Here is a 17,181-nt window from a genome sequence, read left to right as displayed (position 1 = left end):
GCCCTACCCCAACGAGCGTGCCAGCAAGGGCCCGATGCGCCTTGCCAAGGCGTTTGGGAGGCGCTTCCAAGCGGAGATGAAGAGACGGTATTTAGGGTTGGTCGGGCTCAGGTTGGGCATGCTCTTGGCCCGGACCAGGTGGTACTCGTAGTACAGCGGTGTGGGCTCGAAGCCCCAATGTCTCTTGAAGTCATAAGAGCCGGTACCAACCTTGCTGCGGCCGTAATCGAACACACGCACGGCTGCGCTTCTGGCAGCGTCCCGCATGACTGACCAATACATGAAGTCGTTCGCGTACAGATGACGCGCACTCTCCTTTCCCCCGCCGTAGTATGGCAATACCTGGTCGCGAAAGTAGAAGCTCATAACCGCGGCAACGGCAGTGTCGCCACTACGCACGGTCAGACTCCGGCAGCGCTCCGGACCAAATACTTCCTGAAGCTTATGGAGGTATCGCACTGAAAAAACCGGAGTCCCTAGGTTGCGCACGCTCTGCGAGTAACAGTCGTAGAGTACCGTCAGGTCGTTGTCTGCTGTCGCCTGAAGCTCCTTTTTGATTCCCTTGCGCACCATCGCACGCTGCTTTCGCGGAATGGCTTTTAGATTCTCCTCATCGTCTGCGGCGATCTCGCGGCGGAACGTAACGTAGAGGTCCTTGCAGGGCCAATCGGGGTTTCGACGGTGCTGATTTCTGAGCTCCAGGTACTCCACGCGCAACTCCCCAGCGAGCTCGCACGCCCGATGCGTCAGCGCTTCTCGTACTTCGCCATCCAGTGCGGCCACTCCGCCGTACACGCAGAAAGGCGTGGAGATTAAGGAGTGTCCAAACAGAAGACTCTTTACCTCGGCCAGCGGAAGCACCCCCACCACAACATCGCCACGCTCGGCAAGCAGGAAGTGAGTACGATGGCCAAAAACCCCGCGCAACACCCTCTCCCAACCGCTTAGGTGGAAGAACGTCGCTTCTGGGCACTCATGCTCCACGAAACGATCCCAGGCTGCGGCATCGTCGGGGGAGAAGGCGCGTACTCGCACTGCTTGCTGCACTCGTGACTCCGCCCCCGACTCAGGTCGCTCGACTGCTGCCGATTTCAGATCGATGAGGCTCATCTCCCGTGCCCTAACGCCCCACCCGGAAGACGTCGCGGAGCGGTGCCCATGTGAAATCGTCCGCAAGCCTCTCTAGGCGTGGAGCCATGCGCTCTAGGTTGAGGTAGTGGCGAAACCTGCTCTTCGCGCTAGCACCGCCGATGCGCGGCTGGTCGACATCGACCTCCCACGGGTGAAAGTAGAAAATCGACGGCTGGCGGAAAGTGCGGTTGAAGCGCGCAATCAAGTACCTTGAGAAGCGGTAGGGGAACAGTCGGAAGAAGCCCCCGCCTCCGCATGGGACTCGACGACCCGCAAGATCCACAGCGCTGACCGGGAACTCCAACAGACCACCCTGGGTCCTCGTGCGAAAGGCCGTACGCGGCGCCTCAGGCATACCGTAGAGGTCGTGCTTTATCGGATAGATACTAGAGCTGTAGCGGTGACCGGTTTCCTCAAGCACATCCAGAGCCCATAGATTGGCGGCGCCGATGGAGTAGCTCGGCGCTCGGTAGCCACAAACGGAGGTACCACTCAGATCTTCCAGGATTCCCTTCGTACGCATCACGTCTTGGCGGAAATCCATCGGATCTTGCTCGGTAACCCGCACATGCTCGTAGCCGTGGCTTGCCAGCTCATGCCCCTGCTCGACGATCCGTCGGACCATCTGTGGGCACCGCTGCGCGATCCACCCCAAGGTAAAGAAGGTCGATCGCACGTCATGGCGCGCGAACAGCTCGAGGATCCGATCTACGTTCGCCTCCACACGTAACTCCAGGCCGTCCCATTGATCGCGCGCGACCTGCTTCTCAAAGGCGGAGACCTGAAAGTAATCCTCTACGTCCACCGACATCGCGTTGATCGGCGTGTCACTGTCAAAGCTGTCCGCAACACTCACCCACTCGTTCGGTGACGTCGCGCACGACGGCCCCACCAAATCCCGACTTGCAACGCTGCTCGGTGTACCCATGGCTATTTCTCGGCGCCGTGCGCGTTGAGTTTGTCGAGCTTTTGTTCCAAGGCCCGAAGACGCGATTCAAGCCGAGACGACTGACGCTCATCTTCACGGCTCGCGGAACCACTATCGACCTCCTCCGGCTCGTCATCGATCTCCGCCAAGTCACCAGCCAGCTCGCTCTGCAGTTCCTCCATGACCATGGAAACGTGCGAGCTGTCGAAGGAATCGATGTCCTCCAGCGACCCGAAAAGAAGGATACGATCCATCAGGATGTTGATCTTCCGTGGAACACCTTCGGTGACTTCGTGGACGCGCTCGTAGGCATCTTCCGTAATCGCCGGGAGCCCGTCCCACTCACAAGCGTTTAAGCGGTACTCGATGTACTCGCGAGTGTCGGACGCACTGAGTGGCTGCAGATGGTAGGAGGCAACAATGCGCTGGCGCAGCTGCCTCATGTTTCGCTTGCGCAAGCCAAGCTGTAACTCGGTTTGACCAATCAAAAAGACCTGCAGGAGCGCCTTGCCTCCGACTTCCAGATTGCTCAGGATCCGAAACTCCTCCAGCACGTCTCGCTGCAGGGTCTGTGCCTCGTCTACGATGAGCAACACGTGCTCGAGCTGCTTTCGAGCCTTGACTAACGCGCGCTCCAAGGACCGAAGAAGTGCTTCCTTACTCTTCCCCTCGAAAGACAAACCCAAGGCTGATGCAACAACAGCAGGGACTCTGTCGGCCGAGAGGTTCGCCGTCGCGATCCGAGCGAACGCAATATCTTGGTTGCTGAGTTCGCTCAACAGGGTTTGAATGAGCAGCGTCTTGCCTGTCCCCACGTGCCCGGTGATGACGACGAAGCCCTCGCCTTGCTCCAATCCATAGCGCAGATAGGACATCGCGCGCTGATGCCCGGCGCTCGGAAAGAAGAAGCGCAAATCAGGAGTGAGCGCAAAAGGCTTCGCGGAAAAGCCGTAGTGTTCGGTGTACATGTGAAAGACGGTCTCAAACTGCTCGCGTGAATAAGACGAGCTGCGGGTCGCCTTGCGGGTCGGCACAGACAACAGGCTGCATCACAGGAAGCGCCTCCCGATAATGAACGTAAGCCGGTTCTCGACGAATTCCTGCGCCTGGCCGTCTCCGTCGAAACGTCGGTACTCCAGGGAGAGATTCGTTCGCGTACCGAGCGAATAGCTCAGTGTGGAGAAAAGCGTCAAACGTTCTACTTCCCCAGTGCCAACAAAATCAGCTAACTCCCAGTTCGCCCCCACCGTAATGCCGGTCTTTACTCCAACGTCCCAGCGGGCGTTGGCGCGGACCCCGCGTGACTCCTCGTCCTCCACCCCAACGACCGGAACGCCAAAGCCGTTGACGCGGTCCGTACGGCGTTCGAAGTAGCCCGTGAGAGACAAACCCAAGCGATTCCCGTTGGCGCTAATGCCCGTAGACAAGCGCCGACGAACAAAGGAATCTGCACTCCCGGGTCGATCGAGACCCACTTGATCGCCCGGAAGCTCATTGTCTATGAACAACCCCAGCTGCTGAAGCTGCAACCGAGAGGCTTGCGGGTTAGTCGACGGGGTCTCCGAGTAGTCGATGTTGAACCTTAGCTTCTCACCCAGCTGATGCGACCAGCTGGCGCGAAGGTTGTCGCCGAATGCCCGCTGCCCGTAGCTCAGGGTAAGTTGGTCGCGCTCCGCCACTTGCCAATCAATGCCAGCGGACCAGATAAAGGTGTCGTACTCGATTTCACTGCGGTGCTCTAGGAAATCGCTCTCGACACCACTGGTAGCGAACACGCGGAAGCCCGACGTAACCCAGTACCCAAGCTCCAGCTGAATGACCGAGAACTCCGCCTCTGAGAGGCCGTTGCCGAACTCGACCCGGTCAAGGTTCGCGCTGGCTGCCCACGTAATGCCCTGTTCGGACTGCCGGCTGGCCAGGCGCAAGTTACTGGACGCGATGTCCGAATCGAACAACTCCGGCCGATCAAAGTCCAGGCGCGTCTGCGCGTGCGAAATCTGCAAGTCGGCGACGCCACCCACGGACTGCCGCCAGGTAGCGCTGGCGTTGAGACCCAATGCATCCGTGCGATTTCCGGTGACAGCGACGTTGTTGTTGATGAAGGGATTCTCAGGGTCTACCACTTGCTGAAACAGATCCCCACCCACGCCGAGAAGCAGATGATCGCCTAGCAACCTAGCCTCAAGGCCCGCGTCGATCTGCTGGAAAATCTGATTGACATCATCCGCCTGCAGGTAGCCCACGGCCTCAAGGCTGTAGTTGAGGTCGACGTCGACCGTGTCGTCTTCCCGGCTGAGTGAGAAGCTTGGGTTGATCACGCCGATAAGATCCGACTGCCGCTCTTCCCCTCCCTGTAGCTGCAGGTTATCGCTGCCGATAGTTCTCAGCTCAGCGGCCGGCACGAACTCCCACTGCGCCAACACGGGAAGCGCGGCGACCATACCCAGGAGAAGGAAGCCCTGAGCTGCGCGCGAGCGGCCGCGCACTCTCCCGCGCCGCCCGGTGGCAAGTACGCTACTACTGCGAGCCATAACCGTAGGGCCCGTCGTAACCGTAGCCGCTGTACTCATCGCCCCAAGCGGTTCGGGTCTTGTTGAGAACCAGGCTAATCTCACCCGTGCCCTCGAGCCCTTCCAAGGACTGCAACACGGCACTCTGAGGCGTGTGACCGGCATGAACTACCACGACGATCTGCCCCATCAGATGGGCCATGGCTTGGGCCTCAGTGGTCGGAATCAGCGGCGGTGTATCAAAAATGATCACCCTATCTGGGTAGCGCTGGCCCAGTTCCTCAACCAACTGCGCAGCTCGCACGCTTGCCAGCAGCTCCGTTGAATGCCTGTGGATAGGCCCCGCCGGCAGGAACCGCATGCTGTCAACGCTCGTCGGAAGGATGACGTCCTGCAGGTCCAACTTCGGATCGCTGATCAGATCGATCAACCCCGGTTGATCCTGTACTTGTAGCGCACGCGAGATATGAGGTTTTGCGACGTCGGCGTCCACGAGAAGCACGGTACGATCGAGTTCGTACGCCATACTCATGGCGAGATTGAAGCTCGTGAAGCTCTTACCCTCTCCGGGCAAGGAGCTGGCAACCATGATCAAGTTGCCTTTCGGCAATCGCGGCACGTTGATCCCGAACGCGTTCGCCAACAGTGGACGCTTTATGCGGCGATACTGATCCTCGATCCTGCGGCTCTCGCCCTCCGCTGGCATGAGGCCGCTCTCGCGCAGGGCGCTGATTGGCAATTCCAAGAAGGGCAGATCTGACCGCCTCGGTGAGCCCGCTCCATCGGCTGCTCCAGCTTGCGACGCCCGCGTGTCGCCGGCAGCGATTGCCTGGGCCAGATCGTCAACGCTCTCTTGAGCATCCCCGCTCGCCGCTTGCCCACTTAGCGGGTGGTCGCCATCGTCTACTTCCTCTTCAATCCGCAGCTCGTCTTCCTGTACAACATCCGAGGAAGCGACCTGATCGGCCTCGTCTTCGAACGCTACCAAGCCGTGCTCCGGCGCGGATATCTCCTGGTCTTCTTGCTGGACCTTCGTGAGATCCGCAGGCGCTTCCTCTCCAGCGCTCTCAGCAATAGGCGACGCACCGCCTTTGCGCTGCGCTCTGCGCTTCTTCATCGCCTTCTCGACGATACTCACAGGCCTGCACCCGACATCAAGCGGGCCGCGAGCGCGACGGCCCTCTCACTGAACGCGACAGACCCCATCCAGGCCACCGCCAGCGTAGCCACACCAACGCCGTACAAGGCGGTCTGCGTGTGCAACCGAAAGCGCTCAGCTGGCGTTTGCATCAGACTCACGCTTCCGATCACTGGCAGACCGCTAATCGAGCTGAGCGCATGCCGGTTGCCGAAGATCGGGTTCAATTGATGATAAAAGAACGCTAGGGCCGCACCCGCTCCTAGGGCTCCGAAAAGCACCATCGTCAGCAGGGCAACGCGATTTGGGCCATCTGGCGTAATGGGCGATTTCGGCGGCTCCAACACGCGGAACTGCACGTCGTCTCCTCGAGACTCTAAAATGAGCGTTGTACGCGCAGCCTCTACACGTTGCTTGTAGTCCTCATAGTTGGCCCGAATGGTGCTTAGGTCGCGCGTTAGGCGCTTGTAATTCGCCTCGACGACAGGGAGGGTATCCACCGCTTCTCGTAGCGACGTCACCTGTGTCCGCTGCTGACGAAGCTGCGCCTCTAGCGTGGCCAGATCTAGTTCGGCGGTCGTAAGCTGTATCCGCATCTCCTGGTAAACAGGATTCAACGCGAGGTCCGAGTCCCCCGCATCAGGTAGCGTGCCGGCCGCCACCGCACGCTCTTCCGCTTGACGCTCATAGAGCGCCTCAAGCCGGTTGGTCGTGGCCACGACGTCGGGGTGCTTATCGGTGAACTCAAGCCTCAAGTCCTCCAAGCGCTGCTCCAGAGACAGTATCTGCGCGTCTACTGACGTGGTGACGCTGCTCGTCGCGCCTGGCACAAGGCCAAAGACAGCCTCTTCTCCGGCGATCCTCTGACGCAGCAAGTCGCGCTTTTCCCGACTGATGCGAACCGCGGCATCGAGGCGATTCTGCATTGATATGGCGCCCTCTAGGCGCGCGTAGTAGTCACCCTCTTCACCTGGCATCCGACCTACGTTCTCGCGCTGAAAATCCGCGAGTGCATTCTCCGCGTCGTTCAACTGTTGCTCGTAGCTTGCGAGCTGCTGTTCCAGAAACTCGAGAGCCTCCTCCCTACCCCTTCGATCCACATCGACCGTCTCGCTTACGAAAGACTCGAGGAGCGTCGAGACCACCTCGTACGTCATCGCAGGGTCTGTGTCGGTGAAGCTAAGATTGAATATAGCACTGCCACTATTGCTTCGCTCTCGCGTCAAGCGGATCGCTCTTCGCAGAGAATCGAGCAGATTTTCATACTGTCGCGGTGTGCTCGCGCGCAAGTCCAAGTCCGTCTCGCGACTGACCGCCTCGAGGCGAGGACGACTGAGCAGAGCACGTGACATGAGTTCCACTTCGCTCATCACATTGTTTGCGACGACGCGTCCTTCGAGCAGGGGTCGCAGCGCGGACTCCGTGTCCACCGCGACACGGGCATCCACTCGGAAAATATCTGGCAACGTGTAGACGTATCCCCAACCGAATAGAGCGATCAACCACGCCAGCAGGAGTCCACGCCAACGGAATCGCCAAACGCCGCGAACTTGCTCGATGAGTTGCGTGAAGATTTCTTTCATTTTCCGTAAAGCTCCAGCGTCTGCGCGCCACGGTAGCAAGCATTCAAAGAGTGATCAGAACACCGACTCTGGAATGATCAGAACATCACCCGGGCGCAGCGGCACATTGGCCTCGATTCGGCCCCTGTTCAGTAAGTCATGGAGGCGAACAGGGTACTCCTGCTGCTGACCGCCGACATAGCGCACAAGCTTTGCGCGGTTCCCCGCCGCTTCGGGCGTCAACCCGCCGACCTCGATCATCACGTCGAGCACGGTCATACGGTCGCGATAGGCCAACGCTTGCGGTCGCGTCGCTTGTCCAACCACGCGAATCTGCTCTCCAAAGGTGCCGACGAAACCACCCACGATCACCGTCACCTTCGGGGTACGAATGTACTCAGCCAGTACCGCCTCGATATCCTTGGACAACTGCGTCGGCGTCTTACCTGCCGCCACCATGTCTTCTACCAGCGGTGACGAGATCCGACCGTCTGGCCGCACGGGCACATCAATTGACAGATCAGTATTGCGCCAGACGAAGATGCTGAGCTGATCGCCCGGACCGATGATGTACTCGGCGCCCTCACCCGCGGCTGGGATAGTCGTGACAGGGTCGCCCGCGGGGCTGCTGGCGCAACCGCAAACGGCGCAGACCGCGAGGAGTGGACCGGCTTGCATCAGCCACCGTCGAAAGTTCTTGATAGTCATCGAAAGCTCCCTTCGCGCTTCCACTACAGCTCTCCCATCAACTGCTCAGCCTCGCTTCGGGTGGAGAAGCCTCCACCAGCTTCGAGCGCTCGAGTCAGCACCGTTCGTGCTTCTTCCATGTCACCCGCGCGAGCCAACCCCGCCGCCAGGTGGTAGCCGATATCGCCGTTCGAAGGCGCCGCTTCCCAGGCATCACGCAGCATGGAAACGCCGTTCTCGAGTTGACCATCGAGAATCAGCATCCAGCCGTAGGTATCCTGGATGGCGGGACTAGCGCTAGCAAGATCAAGCGCGTTCTTCGCTGCCTCGAGAGCACGCGGGTCGCGCAGTTCAGAGTACGCCCAGGCGAGATTGTTCCAGGCGACCACATTGCTTTCGTTTTGCTCCAACAGGAGTTCATAGTCCGCCGCCGCTTGGGAGAGATCGCCCTTGCCCTGAGAGTATTGCGCAGCGGCAAGGCGCACGGTCCCATCGGTGGGAGAACTTTCCAACCACTGTCGCAGCACCTTATCGGGGTCCGCATCACCACGCCGGGCTCGGGCTTCGAACAACCGCATCACCAAGGGTGACGCTTGCCGTTCGGCGAAGGCCGCCTCGTAGGCGCCGATAGCTTCATCCAATTGCCCCCGGGCGAGCGCGATATCTCCATTCAACATGGTACTGAGGGTACCCGTCCCCTCCGGCGTCGCCTCGACCAGCTTAGCCAGCAGAGACTCGGCCAAATCGGTGCTACCCTCACCAATCGCCAGGCGCGTCGCGAGCTCGAGCCCAACACTGTCGTTTGGTTCGTATCGCAGAAGCTGATCCACCGTCTGTTGCGCCTGGACTCGATCGTTGGTAGCAAACTCAGCCCGAGCGAGGTTACGCAGAGGTTCGATGGAAGACGGCTCAATCCGCAAGGCCGTACGAAGGCTGGCCATGCCCTCGTCCATCTTTCCCTGTCCCAGCTGGGCGATACCTAGGGCATTGTGAGCGCTGGGCAAGGAGGGTCGTACTGCGACGAGTTCGCGCGCTACCTCCTCGGCGTCTACGAAATTCCCATCACGCGCTTGCAGCTCAATCAGCTGCAGACGTGCGGCCACTGCTTTCGGATCGGCGCCGCGGGCTCGCTCGAGGTTGGCTCGCGCACCCTCCACATCCCCCGCCCTGAGCTGCGTGCGCGCGAGCGCATCGAGAGCGATGGCGTTGTCGGGGTTGTTGTCGACGAAGGTCCGCAGGAGCGCCGTCGCACGATCAACGTCGCCATTCGCCACAGCGATGCTGGAGAGATTGATCATCGAACTCGTATGTCCAGGGTCCAGCTCCAAAGCGCGTCGGAAAAAGCGTGACGCGAGCGCTGTGTCCTGGCGCATCTCGATCAAGCCCTGCAGGCTGACCGCGGGTGCTGACTCCGGGAAGCGCTGTGCGGCTTGCGCGGCTTTGGCTCGCGCCGAAGGGAGGTCGTCTCCGCGCAGGGTCACTAGGGCATCGAGCACCGCTGCGCGCTCCTCGTTTTGCGGCGTGCTCCACTGGCCATCCCCAAGCAGGGTCTGCGCCTCTTCTAAGCGCTGGCCCAACATGTAGGCGGTGATCAGCTCGAGGCGAGTTTCTTCATCACCCGGATTTTCCCGAAGCACACGCTCCCAGAGCACGACTGCCGAACCGAAATCGCCTGTCTCCGCGTTGGCGGCGCCGAGCAGTGACATCACCGCGTCCTGCGAGAGCGCACCCGCCCCAGCATCACCTTCGGTGCCGCGGTTCTCGCCCCCGGCTTGGGCCGCGGCGAGGAGCTTGCGCACTTGGGGGTCATTCGGGTTGCGCTTGGCTAGACGCTCTAGGACCAGCCGCGCCTGAGCGTACTCCTGTCGGGACAGATTGATCGTCGCTTGAAGCATCTGCCCTGCTTCAAACTGAGGGGCTTCGACGACGACGCGCGCGGCCAACTCGCTAGCCAGCGCGAGGTCTTTGCTCTCGAAGGCGATCCGTGCACGGAGGTATTTGACGAGCACATGATCCGGCTGCAGCTGGTTCAGCGTCTCGATCGACTCCGCTGCCCCCTCCAGGTCACCCGTCGCAAGTTGGGCCTCCGCCATAGACAAGTGTAAGTCCCAGCTAACGGGGCGCTGCTGCTGGGCCAGTGGCTGCGCCAAACCTTGCTGGTACTGATCGACTGCATCGTTGACCCGCCCGCGCGAGTAGAGGTACCGACCGTAGTCCAAACGCACCCGGGGTGAGTCGCCGTGAGCCGCTACCGCCTTGGAGAAGGCCTCCTCCGCTACCACCCGATCGCCCTTGGCAAGGGCTGAGCGAGCAACGCCCAAAAGCGCGCGCTCCTCATTCGGATCGAGCTTGAGCGCGCCCTGATAGGCACGGAGGGCTCGATCCGCATTCCTATCAGTCTCGTAGGCCAGGCCGGCGAGGCCCAGTATCGTCGCGCTTTGCTCCTCGGCATTGGCGAGTTCTGCGAGAGCTTCTCGTGGTCGTCCCAACAGAATCAACGCTTCGGCCATCTTCGGAATGGTCGGCTGGGCGTCGTAGCCGAGATCGCGGGCTCGCCTGAGCTCCTTCTCGGCCGATGCGGCGTCGCCGAGCCTCAAGGTGGCCGAACCCAGCTCGAAGCGCGCCTGAGCGTTGTTGGGTTCGTTCGCAACGGCATTGCGTAGATCGATGATCGCCTCACGGTAGCGACCCTCGTCACTCGCGGCGACCGCGCGTGAGATCAACTCAGGCGTGGGGACATCACCGCCGCAACTCGACAGGAGCATCAGGGCAGCCATCGCCACCCCTGCGTGGCGCACCCTCTGCATGAACATCATCTGCTGCTCTCCATTCATTCCGCTTTAGCCGATCCGTTGCCCAGGGCGTGCTTCTGCATGAGGTCGTAGAAGGTCGGCCGCGTCACGCCGAGTAGCTCCGCCGCCTTCGAGATGTTGCCGTCCGTCATGGCTAACCCGCGCTGCAACGCTTGGCGCTCCGCCTGCTGGCGCACCGCGCGCAAATTAAACTGATCTCGTTCAACCGGCTCAACATCTTCGAGTCCGAGATCGAGTGCCGTAATCTGCTTGCCTTCGGCCATGATGACCGCACGATTCACCCGGTTCTCAAGCTCTCGCACGTTGCCGGGCCATCCGTAGGCGTCGATCGCCCACACCGCGTCGCTCGAATACCCTCGAATGTTGCGTCCGTGCTTAGCACTGAGACGAGACAGGAATGCTCGGGCAAGAACAATTGCGTCCTGGTCGCGTTCACGTAGCGGCGGAATGTCCGCCGTCACCTCACTAATCCGGTAGTAGAGATCCTCGCGGAAGCGGCCTTCAGTGATCGCACTCTCCAAGTGTTGGTTCGTTGCGCAGACCACACGCACGTCCACGGGGATCTCCTCGCGCCCCCCAACCCGCTCGACTACCCGCTCTTGGAGGAACCGAAGGAGCTTGGCTTGCAGGGGCATCGGCATGTCGCCGATCTCATCGAGGAACAGCGTGCCGCCGTCCGCATACTCGATCTTGCCAGGGGTCTGCTTGGTCGCGCCCGTAAAGGCGCCCTTCTCGTAGCCGAACAGCTCACTCTCGAGCAAATTCTCAGGAATGGCCGCACAGTTGATAGCGATGAACTTCTTTTTCGTCCGTGGGCTGAGCGCGTGCACTGCCCGCGCCAACACTTCCTTCCCGGTGCCGCTCTCCCCCAACAAAAGCGTGGTCGCCACGGTAGGCGCGACCTTCTCGATCAATCGGCAGACCTTCATCATGCGATCGCTGCTAGCGATCACGCCCTCAAGGGGGGAGTTGGCCTGGGAGGCCATCAGGCGGCGGTTGTGGTCCTCGAGCTCGTGCAGGTAGAACGCGCGATCGACGATGAGTTTCAGCACGTCCGTATCGAGGGGCTTGTGGTAGAAATCGTAAGCGCCGAGGGAGACGGCCTGAACTGCCCGCTCGCGGTCGCCATTGCCGGTCACCACAATGACTTTGGTGTGGGGCGCGAGCGCCAGAATCTCCTCTAAGGTCTTTAAACCCTCGGTGACGCCATCCGCGTCCGGCGGCAGGCCTAGGTCCTGCAGCACCACTGCGGGCTCTGCCCGACGCAGCTCGGCGATGGCCGCCTGACGGTCGCCAGCGATCAGCACCTCGTAGTCGTCGAAACACCATTTGAGCTGCTTCTGCAGCCCGGCATCATCTTCAACCACCAGTAGTGGCAGCTTCTTGCTCACCCAACCGCCTCCGTACGCGAGGCCGCCGCTTGGGCGGCGATACCCTCGTCCTCGCTGTGATAGACAGAAGCCTCCGCAACAGGCAGCAGCGGCAGGCTGATAACAAAGCGGGTGCCCTGGCCGGGCTGGCTGTGAACGTTAACATCACCGCCGGCGGCGCGAACGAACTCTCGCGCCTGATAGGCGCCGATGCCCATGCCCTTGTTTCCTTTTGTTGTATCGAAGGGCTTGAACAGGCGCTCGCGAATGAAACGATCGTCCATTCCAGTACCCATGTCCGTGACCTGGATCACGCCGCGCGCTGCCGCTTCATCGGTATGTACGCTGATCTTGACTTCGGAATCGTCGCTGCTCGCTTCCTGCGCATTGCGAACGATGTGACTTAGCACCAGGGCGAACTGCTCGCGCGCCGCCTCAACGAATAGACCCTCGTCCCGCACCTCAACGAACACAGGCAACACACCGCGCGAACAATCGGCGGCTACCTTACGACATAAATCGCCCAGGTTTACTCGTGCCGACGTTGAACTTACGCGCCCGGACTGCAACTGTTCCAACAGGCGCCCCATACGCTTCACGGAGTTGTCCACCGTCTGAATCGCATCCTCGACGAAGGCCGGATTGTCCTTATGTCGGGCCGCGTTCCCAACCACCAGAGACTGCTGCGCGATCAGATTCTTCAGGTCGTGCATGATGAACGCTGACAGTCGGTTGTACGCGTCGAACTGGCTCGCCTCGGCGACGCGTCGCGCCGACGCATGCTCCGCGAGCACGCCAGCCACCTGACGGCCGACGGTCTTCAGCAGATCGATGTCTTCCCAAGTCAGCGAATGGGCGGCCCGAGGATTTGCGAGCACCACGATGCCAAGCAGGCTACTGCCGTGAAGAAGGGGTAGTACGAGCCAGGCGCGCTGCTCGCCGATCAGCCATTCGGGCAGCTCCAGATCGCTGTAGCGCTCGTCGCTGGCCTTCACATCGCCTAGGTCGATTATCCACTCCTGCTCCTGCAAGAAACGCACGAGCGATGAGTCCGCGGGGATCGCCGGTGAATCGCGACCCGCGAAATCGCCGCCCGCCGGTTCATAGTCGCTGTTCGGATCGTCGCGGACCCACAGTCCGGCGTTTGGGCTGTCCATGATCTCCGCTACTGCTTTCAGGGCTCGAGCCGGAACAGGCGTCGTATCATCAGCGGCTGGAACGAAGAGCAGACGAATCACCCGTAACCACTCTTCGCGGTAGTCGAACTTGTAGGCATAGAAGTGCTTGTTCAGAAACACCCTGACGTTGGCGCGCGCCTGACCTGAGAACAGGGCGACCGCCAACACCAGCACCGCACCGACCAAGAACACCACCTGCGCCATGGCGCCCCAGCTGCCACCGATCGAGCGCACGTAGTAGCCACCTGCGGCCATCGCGAGCAGATAGGCACCCACTGCAGCCATGCTTGTGGAGTAGAACGCGAGACGCCGTGAAATCCTCAGCGTCGAGCGCCCGTCCGGAAAGCGAGAAGCGGAGATGGATAGGAGCGGGACCGTCATAGCCCAAACAGCACCGCGGGCAGACCACAGCTCTCCGCTAAGGCGCTGTAGAAGGAGCCCTTCGGCGTAGAAGTACAGATCAACCGCGAAAGCCACTCCCAGCGCAAGGCAAAGGTGTTTGTATGCCCAACGCCCCTCCTCATCGGAGTTTCGGTACAGCTGCTCCACCATTAGTGCGCCGGTAGCCGCGATTACCAAGCCGGAAAGATGATAGGTGCGTGCCAGCCACTCGGGTAGCGGTACCCCGACGAGCACTTGCACCCCTACCAGCACCGGCGCGCTGACCCAAACAGCGGTAACCACTGCGCGAGCGGTGGCCGGCGTGCGATCCGTGGCCTCGCGCCCGGCATTGAGTAGGGTCAACATGAGCGACAGCCAAACACCAGCCCGCAAGGCCTCGGTGAGGAATACCCACTCAGCCGCTGGACGCAGCGAAAGGTTCGCAGCATGCAGGGCGGCGATCGTGCACCAGGCGATGGTCACGAGGCAGGCAAGCACCAAGCTACCGCCGCCAAGGCGCTGGCGCCGGCGTGCCAACAGAAAGCCTAACAGTGCGGCGAAGGCGACTGCCCCGATGGAGTAGCTAAGTGTCGCTGCCTGCACCTGTTCAGCCCCCCGCCAAAACCAGCGGCGCTGCGGCGCTGCGCCCCCCGATTGCAGTGCTGGCGCTCAACGCGCGCCCTGGCGCAGGAGGACCACCTCAGCCGTCTGCAGCAGAATCATCAGATCGAAGACCACGCTGCGATGCTTAAGGTAGTACAGGTCGTACTGCAACTTCTCCATGGCGTCCTCGGTCGAGGAGCCGTAGCGGTAGCAGAGCTGAGCCCACCCGGTAATCCCTGGCTTCACAAAGTGGCGCTCGCGGTAGTACGGGATCAGGGCGCTGAGCTCCTCGACGAAATTCGGGCGTTCCGGTCGCGGTCCGACGAAGCTCATGTCACCACGCAGCACGTTGAAAATCTGCGGCAGCTCGTCGATTCGGTACTTGCGAATCACGGCGCCCACGCGGGTGACACGCTTATCGTTTTCGATCGCCCACACGGCCTTGCCGCCGCTCTCAGCATCGGGGGACATACTGCGGAACTTCATGACCTCGAAGTGCCGCCCCTCGAAGCCAACTCGCACCTGCTTGTAGAGCACTGAGTGCTTGAATCCGCTTTCTACCCAAATTGCCAACGCCGTAATCAGCATGACCCACCACGTGAGCGCGAGTAGCGAGAGACTCGCAATCACATCGAAGATACGCTGTACGCGAGAGTGCAGTAGATTTCGACTGAATCCCTCGGAGAAGATCATCCAGCTCGGGTAGAGCAGATCGAGTTTGACCTTGCCCGTCTCGCGCTCTACGAAGCTGATGGCGTCGGTAACGTTGATACCACGCAGCTTGCAGTCCAGCAGCTCCTGCACGGGAAAGGCGTTACGGCGATCATCGATCGCCACCACGATCTCATCGATGTCATGTTCGCGCGCGTACCCGAGAAGACTGCTCGCCTCCAGATCGATGACCTGCTCATCTTCCACCTCGCGATCGAGGTTCGGCGGAGGCACGAAGCCAAGCAGGCGAAAGCCGCGCATGTCGTAGCGCTGCGGCAAACTCAGCAAGCCGGCGGCCTTGCGACCAGCGCCGTAAACCAGCACTCGTCGCTTAAACAGATTTTCGCCCGCCAGGCGATAGAAGGCGATGCGTACCAGCGAAACCAGGCCGAGCGCCGTGACCAGAGCGCCGCCGAGCGCAGTGGGGTGCACAGACGCGGCCGGAAATGCGTAGAACACCAGGACGAGGGCTAAGCCCGCCATGAACAGCCCCAACACCACGCGCAAGATCATCCCGAGCGTGCGCTGGATGCTGCGCACTCGGTAGAGCCCCATCGAGATGAAGCTAAGGCTCGTGACCGTAGCGAAAAGCAAGCACCAGGGCTGGGGGAGGCGTGCGACGTGCTCGTCTGCGGTGACGGCAACCGCGATGGCCGCCGCGGCGAAAAGGATGACGAACTCGAAGACTGCAAGCAGCAGTACCGGCAAGTTCACGTAGTGACGCAGGAACTTGCTGATGATGCGTGGGCGTTGGTTACCAGCACTCACTCGTTGCTGGGCACCGACCGGATAATGCGTGCTCATGTGCTTTCCTGTTTTGCCGGCACCGCGTAGTTCTCACGGCACCAGTTCCGTCGTCCATGACTCGACAGCTGCATCGGTCTCGGTAAGCGGGAAACCCGCCCAGGGTGATGAGAGATCTCACCCCAGGGGTTCGCCGCTGCAGGGGTTCCATGCGAGGCCCAGCACGAGCATCTGACGGCGTCTTCGACCTGCTCCGTCGAAGGACCCCGGGGACGCTAAAGCCTGGACCGACAGTCCAATGTGACTTCCGTCACAAATGTCTGGTCGCTAACCTGCAAACAGGCGTTAAATCGAGATTATTGTAACCGAGCCGCGCCTATAAGTCTTTAAAGGATAGAGAATTAGTCGGGATTGTCGCCGAACTGGGTCAAGTCCCCGAGAGTCCCCCTTCAAGCGGCCTCCCAAGTGCCCGTTCCCACCGCTCGAACTGCCGGCGAGTGCAGCGCCGATTGCTCGGACCGGCGATTGACAGCATCCGTATCTTCGTATCTTCGTCAATCAGTCGCGATCGCGCGTCTCTGGCGATCGTGTGCGCGCGGCGTGGGGCACCCGCAGCAAGGGTGCCGGCAGACGCTCACTAGTGAGCAGCAGGTGTTCGCCGTCGATCACTGCGGCCTCAGCCTGCTTGAGGCGGGCGCTCACGATCGGCCGTGGCGGCGTCGATAGGAGCTGCTCGGGTGAACTCGGGACCTGGCTATCGAATAGGTACGGGCGTGCGTAGGTCATGACCAACAGGCCAACGTTCGGCACGTAGTCGAGAGCCGTCGGCTGCGACGCGTAAATCCCGTATCGGGGATCGGTCACCATGGCTGAAAGCGACGGCGGCGGAATCGTGGCCACCTCGGCCACCTGGCGCGCGGTCACTGCGTCGGCCGGTGTCGGCGTATCGCTCGCCAGAGGCACGGCGTAGAGCACGGGCGGCACCGTACGCTTGCTCAGCACCAACACCTGCCCCGCCTCAAGATCCAACGCGATACCCTCCGCATCCCGCGGCCCCCCCGGATAGCGTAAATGGATGACCCGATCCACGCGAACGGCGGCAGCGGCCCGTCCCTGCGCCAAGTTCGGCTCGGCTACTAGGTAGAGCGATACGTAGGGGCGGTGTGCATCATTGTCGCCGACGTCACCGATGACGAGTGTGCTGCGACCGTCGATCACCCCGGCTGCCAGGTCTTCCCAATCGCGATTGCGCGCGCCGAGCACGGGCACACTGGCGAGGCGTTCGCCATCGCGGTCGATCGCGTGCAAGTAGGCGCCGTTGCCGCTGTCATTGAGCAGCCACAAGCGGTTCGGATCGCTCGGCGACACGGCGATCCCACTGATCTCGCGCAAGCGCCCATCCACCACCACACCGATTTGGCCAGG

At 61.2% G+C, this 17,181-nt stretch carries 12 protein-coding genes; all 12 read right to left on the bottom strand.

The genetic code is table 11. The features are described from left to right. Nucleotides 1–3: 3 nt before the first annotated feature. The 12 genes from AAGA68_14690 to AAGA68_14635 all read right to left on the bottom strand — a co-directional run bounded on the left by AAGA68_14690 (nt 4) and on the right by AAGA68_14635 (nt 17,148). Complete coding sequence (locus tag AAGA68_14690; protein ID MEM9386302.1) at nt 4–1,110, bottom strand: FemAB family XrtA/PEP-CTERM system-associated protein; 1,107 nt, start codon at nt 1,108–1,110, stop codon at nt 4–6. Nucleotides 1,111–1,120: 10 nt separating this feature from the next. Further along, a complete protein-coding gene (locus tag AAGA68_14685; protein ID MEM9386301.1) occupies nt 1,121–1,942 on the bottom strand; it encodes an XrtA system polysaccharide deacetylase in 822 nt (273 codons plus the stop codon). 119 nt (nt 1,943–2,061) lie between these two features. Then, nucleotides 2,062–3,093 carry an AAA family ATPase gene (locus AAGA68_14680; GenBank protein MEM9386300.1) on the bottom strand — a complete coding sequence of 344 codons (1,032 nt, stop codon included), beginning with the start codon at nt 3,091–3,093 and terminating at the stop codon, nt 2,062–2,064. A 15-nt stretch (nt 3,094–3,108) separates the two neighbouring features. Beyond that, nucleotides 3,109–4,545, bottom strand: a complete 1,437-nt coding sequence (locus AAGA68_14675; GenBank protein ID MEM9386299.1) for a TIGR03016 family PEP-CTERM system-associated outer membrane protein — start codon at nt 4,543–4,545, stop codon at nt 3,109–3,111. Between the two features lie 31 nt (nt 4,546–4,576). Continuing rightward, nucleotides 4,577–5,686, bottom strand: a complete 1,110-nt coding sequence (locus tag AAGA68_14670; GenBank protein MEM9386298.1) for an XrtA-associated tyrosine autokinase — start codon at nt 5,684–5,686, stop codon at nt 4,577–4,579. A 17-nt stretch (nt 5,687–5,703) separates the two neighbouring features. After that, on the bottom strand, nt 5,704–7,290 hold the full coding sequence (locus AAGA68_14665; GenBank protein ID MEM9386297.1) for an XrtA system polysaccharide chain length determinant: 1,587 nt from the start codon (nt 7,288–7,290) through the stop codon (nt 5,704–5,706). 54 nt (nt 7,291–7,344) lie between these two features. Continuing rightward, the gene (locus tag AAGA68_14660) at nt 7,345–7,977 is read right to left on the bottom strand and encodes an XrtA/PEP-CTERM system exopolysaccharide export protein (GenBank protein ID MEM9386296.1); all 633 of its coding nucleotides are present in this window, start codon (nt 7,975–7,977) and stop codon (nt 7,345–7,347) included. Nucleotides 7,978–8,000: 23 nt separating this feature from the next. Then, nucleotides 8,001–10,772 carry an XrtA/PEP-CTERM system TPR-repeat protein PrsT gene (prsT, locus tag AAGA68_14655; GenBank protein ID MEM9386295.1) on the bottom strand — a complete coding sequence of 924 codons (2,772 nt, stop codon included), beginning with the start codon at nt 10,770–10,772 and terminating at the stop codon, nt 8,001–8,003. Nucleotides 10,773–10,786: 14 nt separating this feature from the next. After that, complete coding sequence (gene prsR, locus AAGA68_14650; protein MEM9386294.1) at nt 10,787–12,160, bottom strand: PEP-CTERM-box response regulator transcription factor; 1,374 nt, start codon at nt 12,158–12,160, stop codon at nt 10,787–10,789. Next, complete coding sequence (prsK, locus tag AAGA68_14645; protein ID MEM9386293.1) at nt 12,157–14,301, bottom strand: XrtA/PEP-CTERM system histidine kinase PrsK; 2,145 nt, start codon at nt 14,299–14,301, stop codon at nt 12,157–12,159. The genes prsR and prsK overlap by 4 nt, the downstream gene beginning before the upstream one ends. Nucleotides 14,302–14,367: 66 nt before the next feature. Beyond that, nucleotides 14,368–15,816 (bottom strand): TIGR03013 family XrtA/PEP-CTERM system glycosyltransferase, encoded by a 1,449-nt coding sequence (locus AAGA68_14640; GenBank protein MEM9386292.1) that lies wholly within the window; start codon nt 15,814–15,816, stop codon nt 14,368–14,370. A 498-nt stretch (nt 15,817–16,314) separates the two neighbouring features. Then, nucleotides 16,315–17,148 carry a hypothetical protein gene (locus AAGA68_14635; GenBank protein ID MEM9386291.1) on the bottom strand — a complete coding sequence of 278 codons (834 nt, stop codon included), beginning with the start codon at nt 17,146–17,148 and terminating at the stop codon, nt 16,315–16,317. Between the last annotated feature and the right edge of the window lie 33 nt (nt 17,149–17,181).

Source organism: Pseudomonadota bacterium (genome assembly GCA_039193195.1).
GTDB lineage: Bacteria > Pseudomonadota > Gammaproteobacteria > Steroidobacterales > JBCBZW01 > JBCBZW01.
The sequence above is the reverse complement of the archived record's forward strand: the minus strand, read 5'-3'. Positions and strand labels throughout refer to the sequence as shown.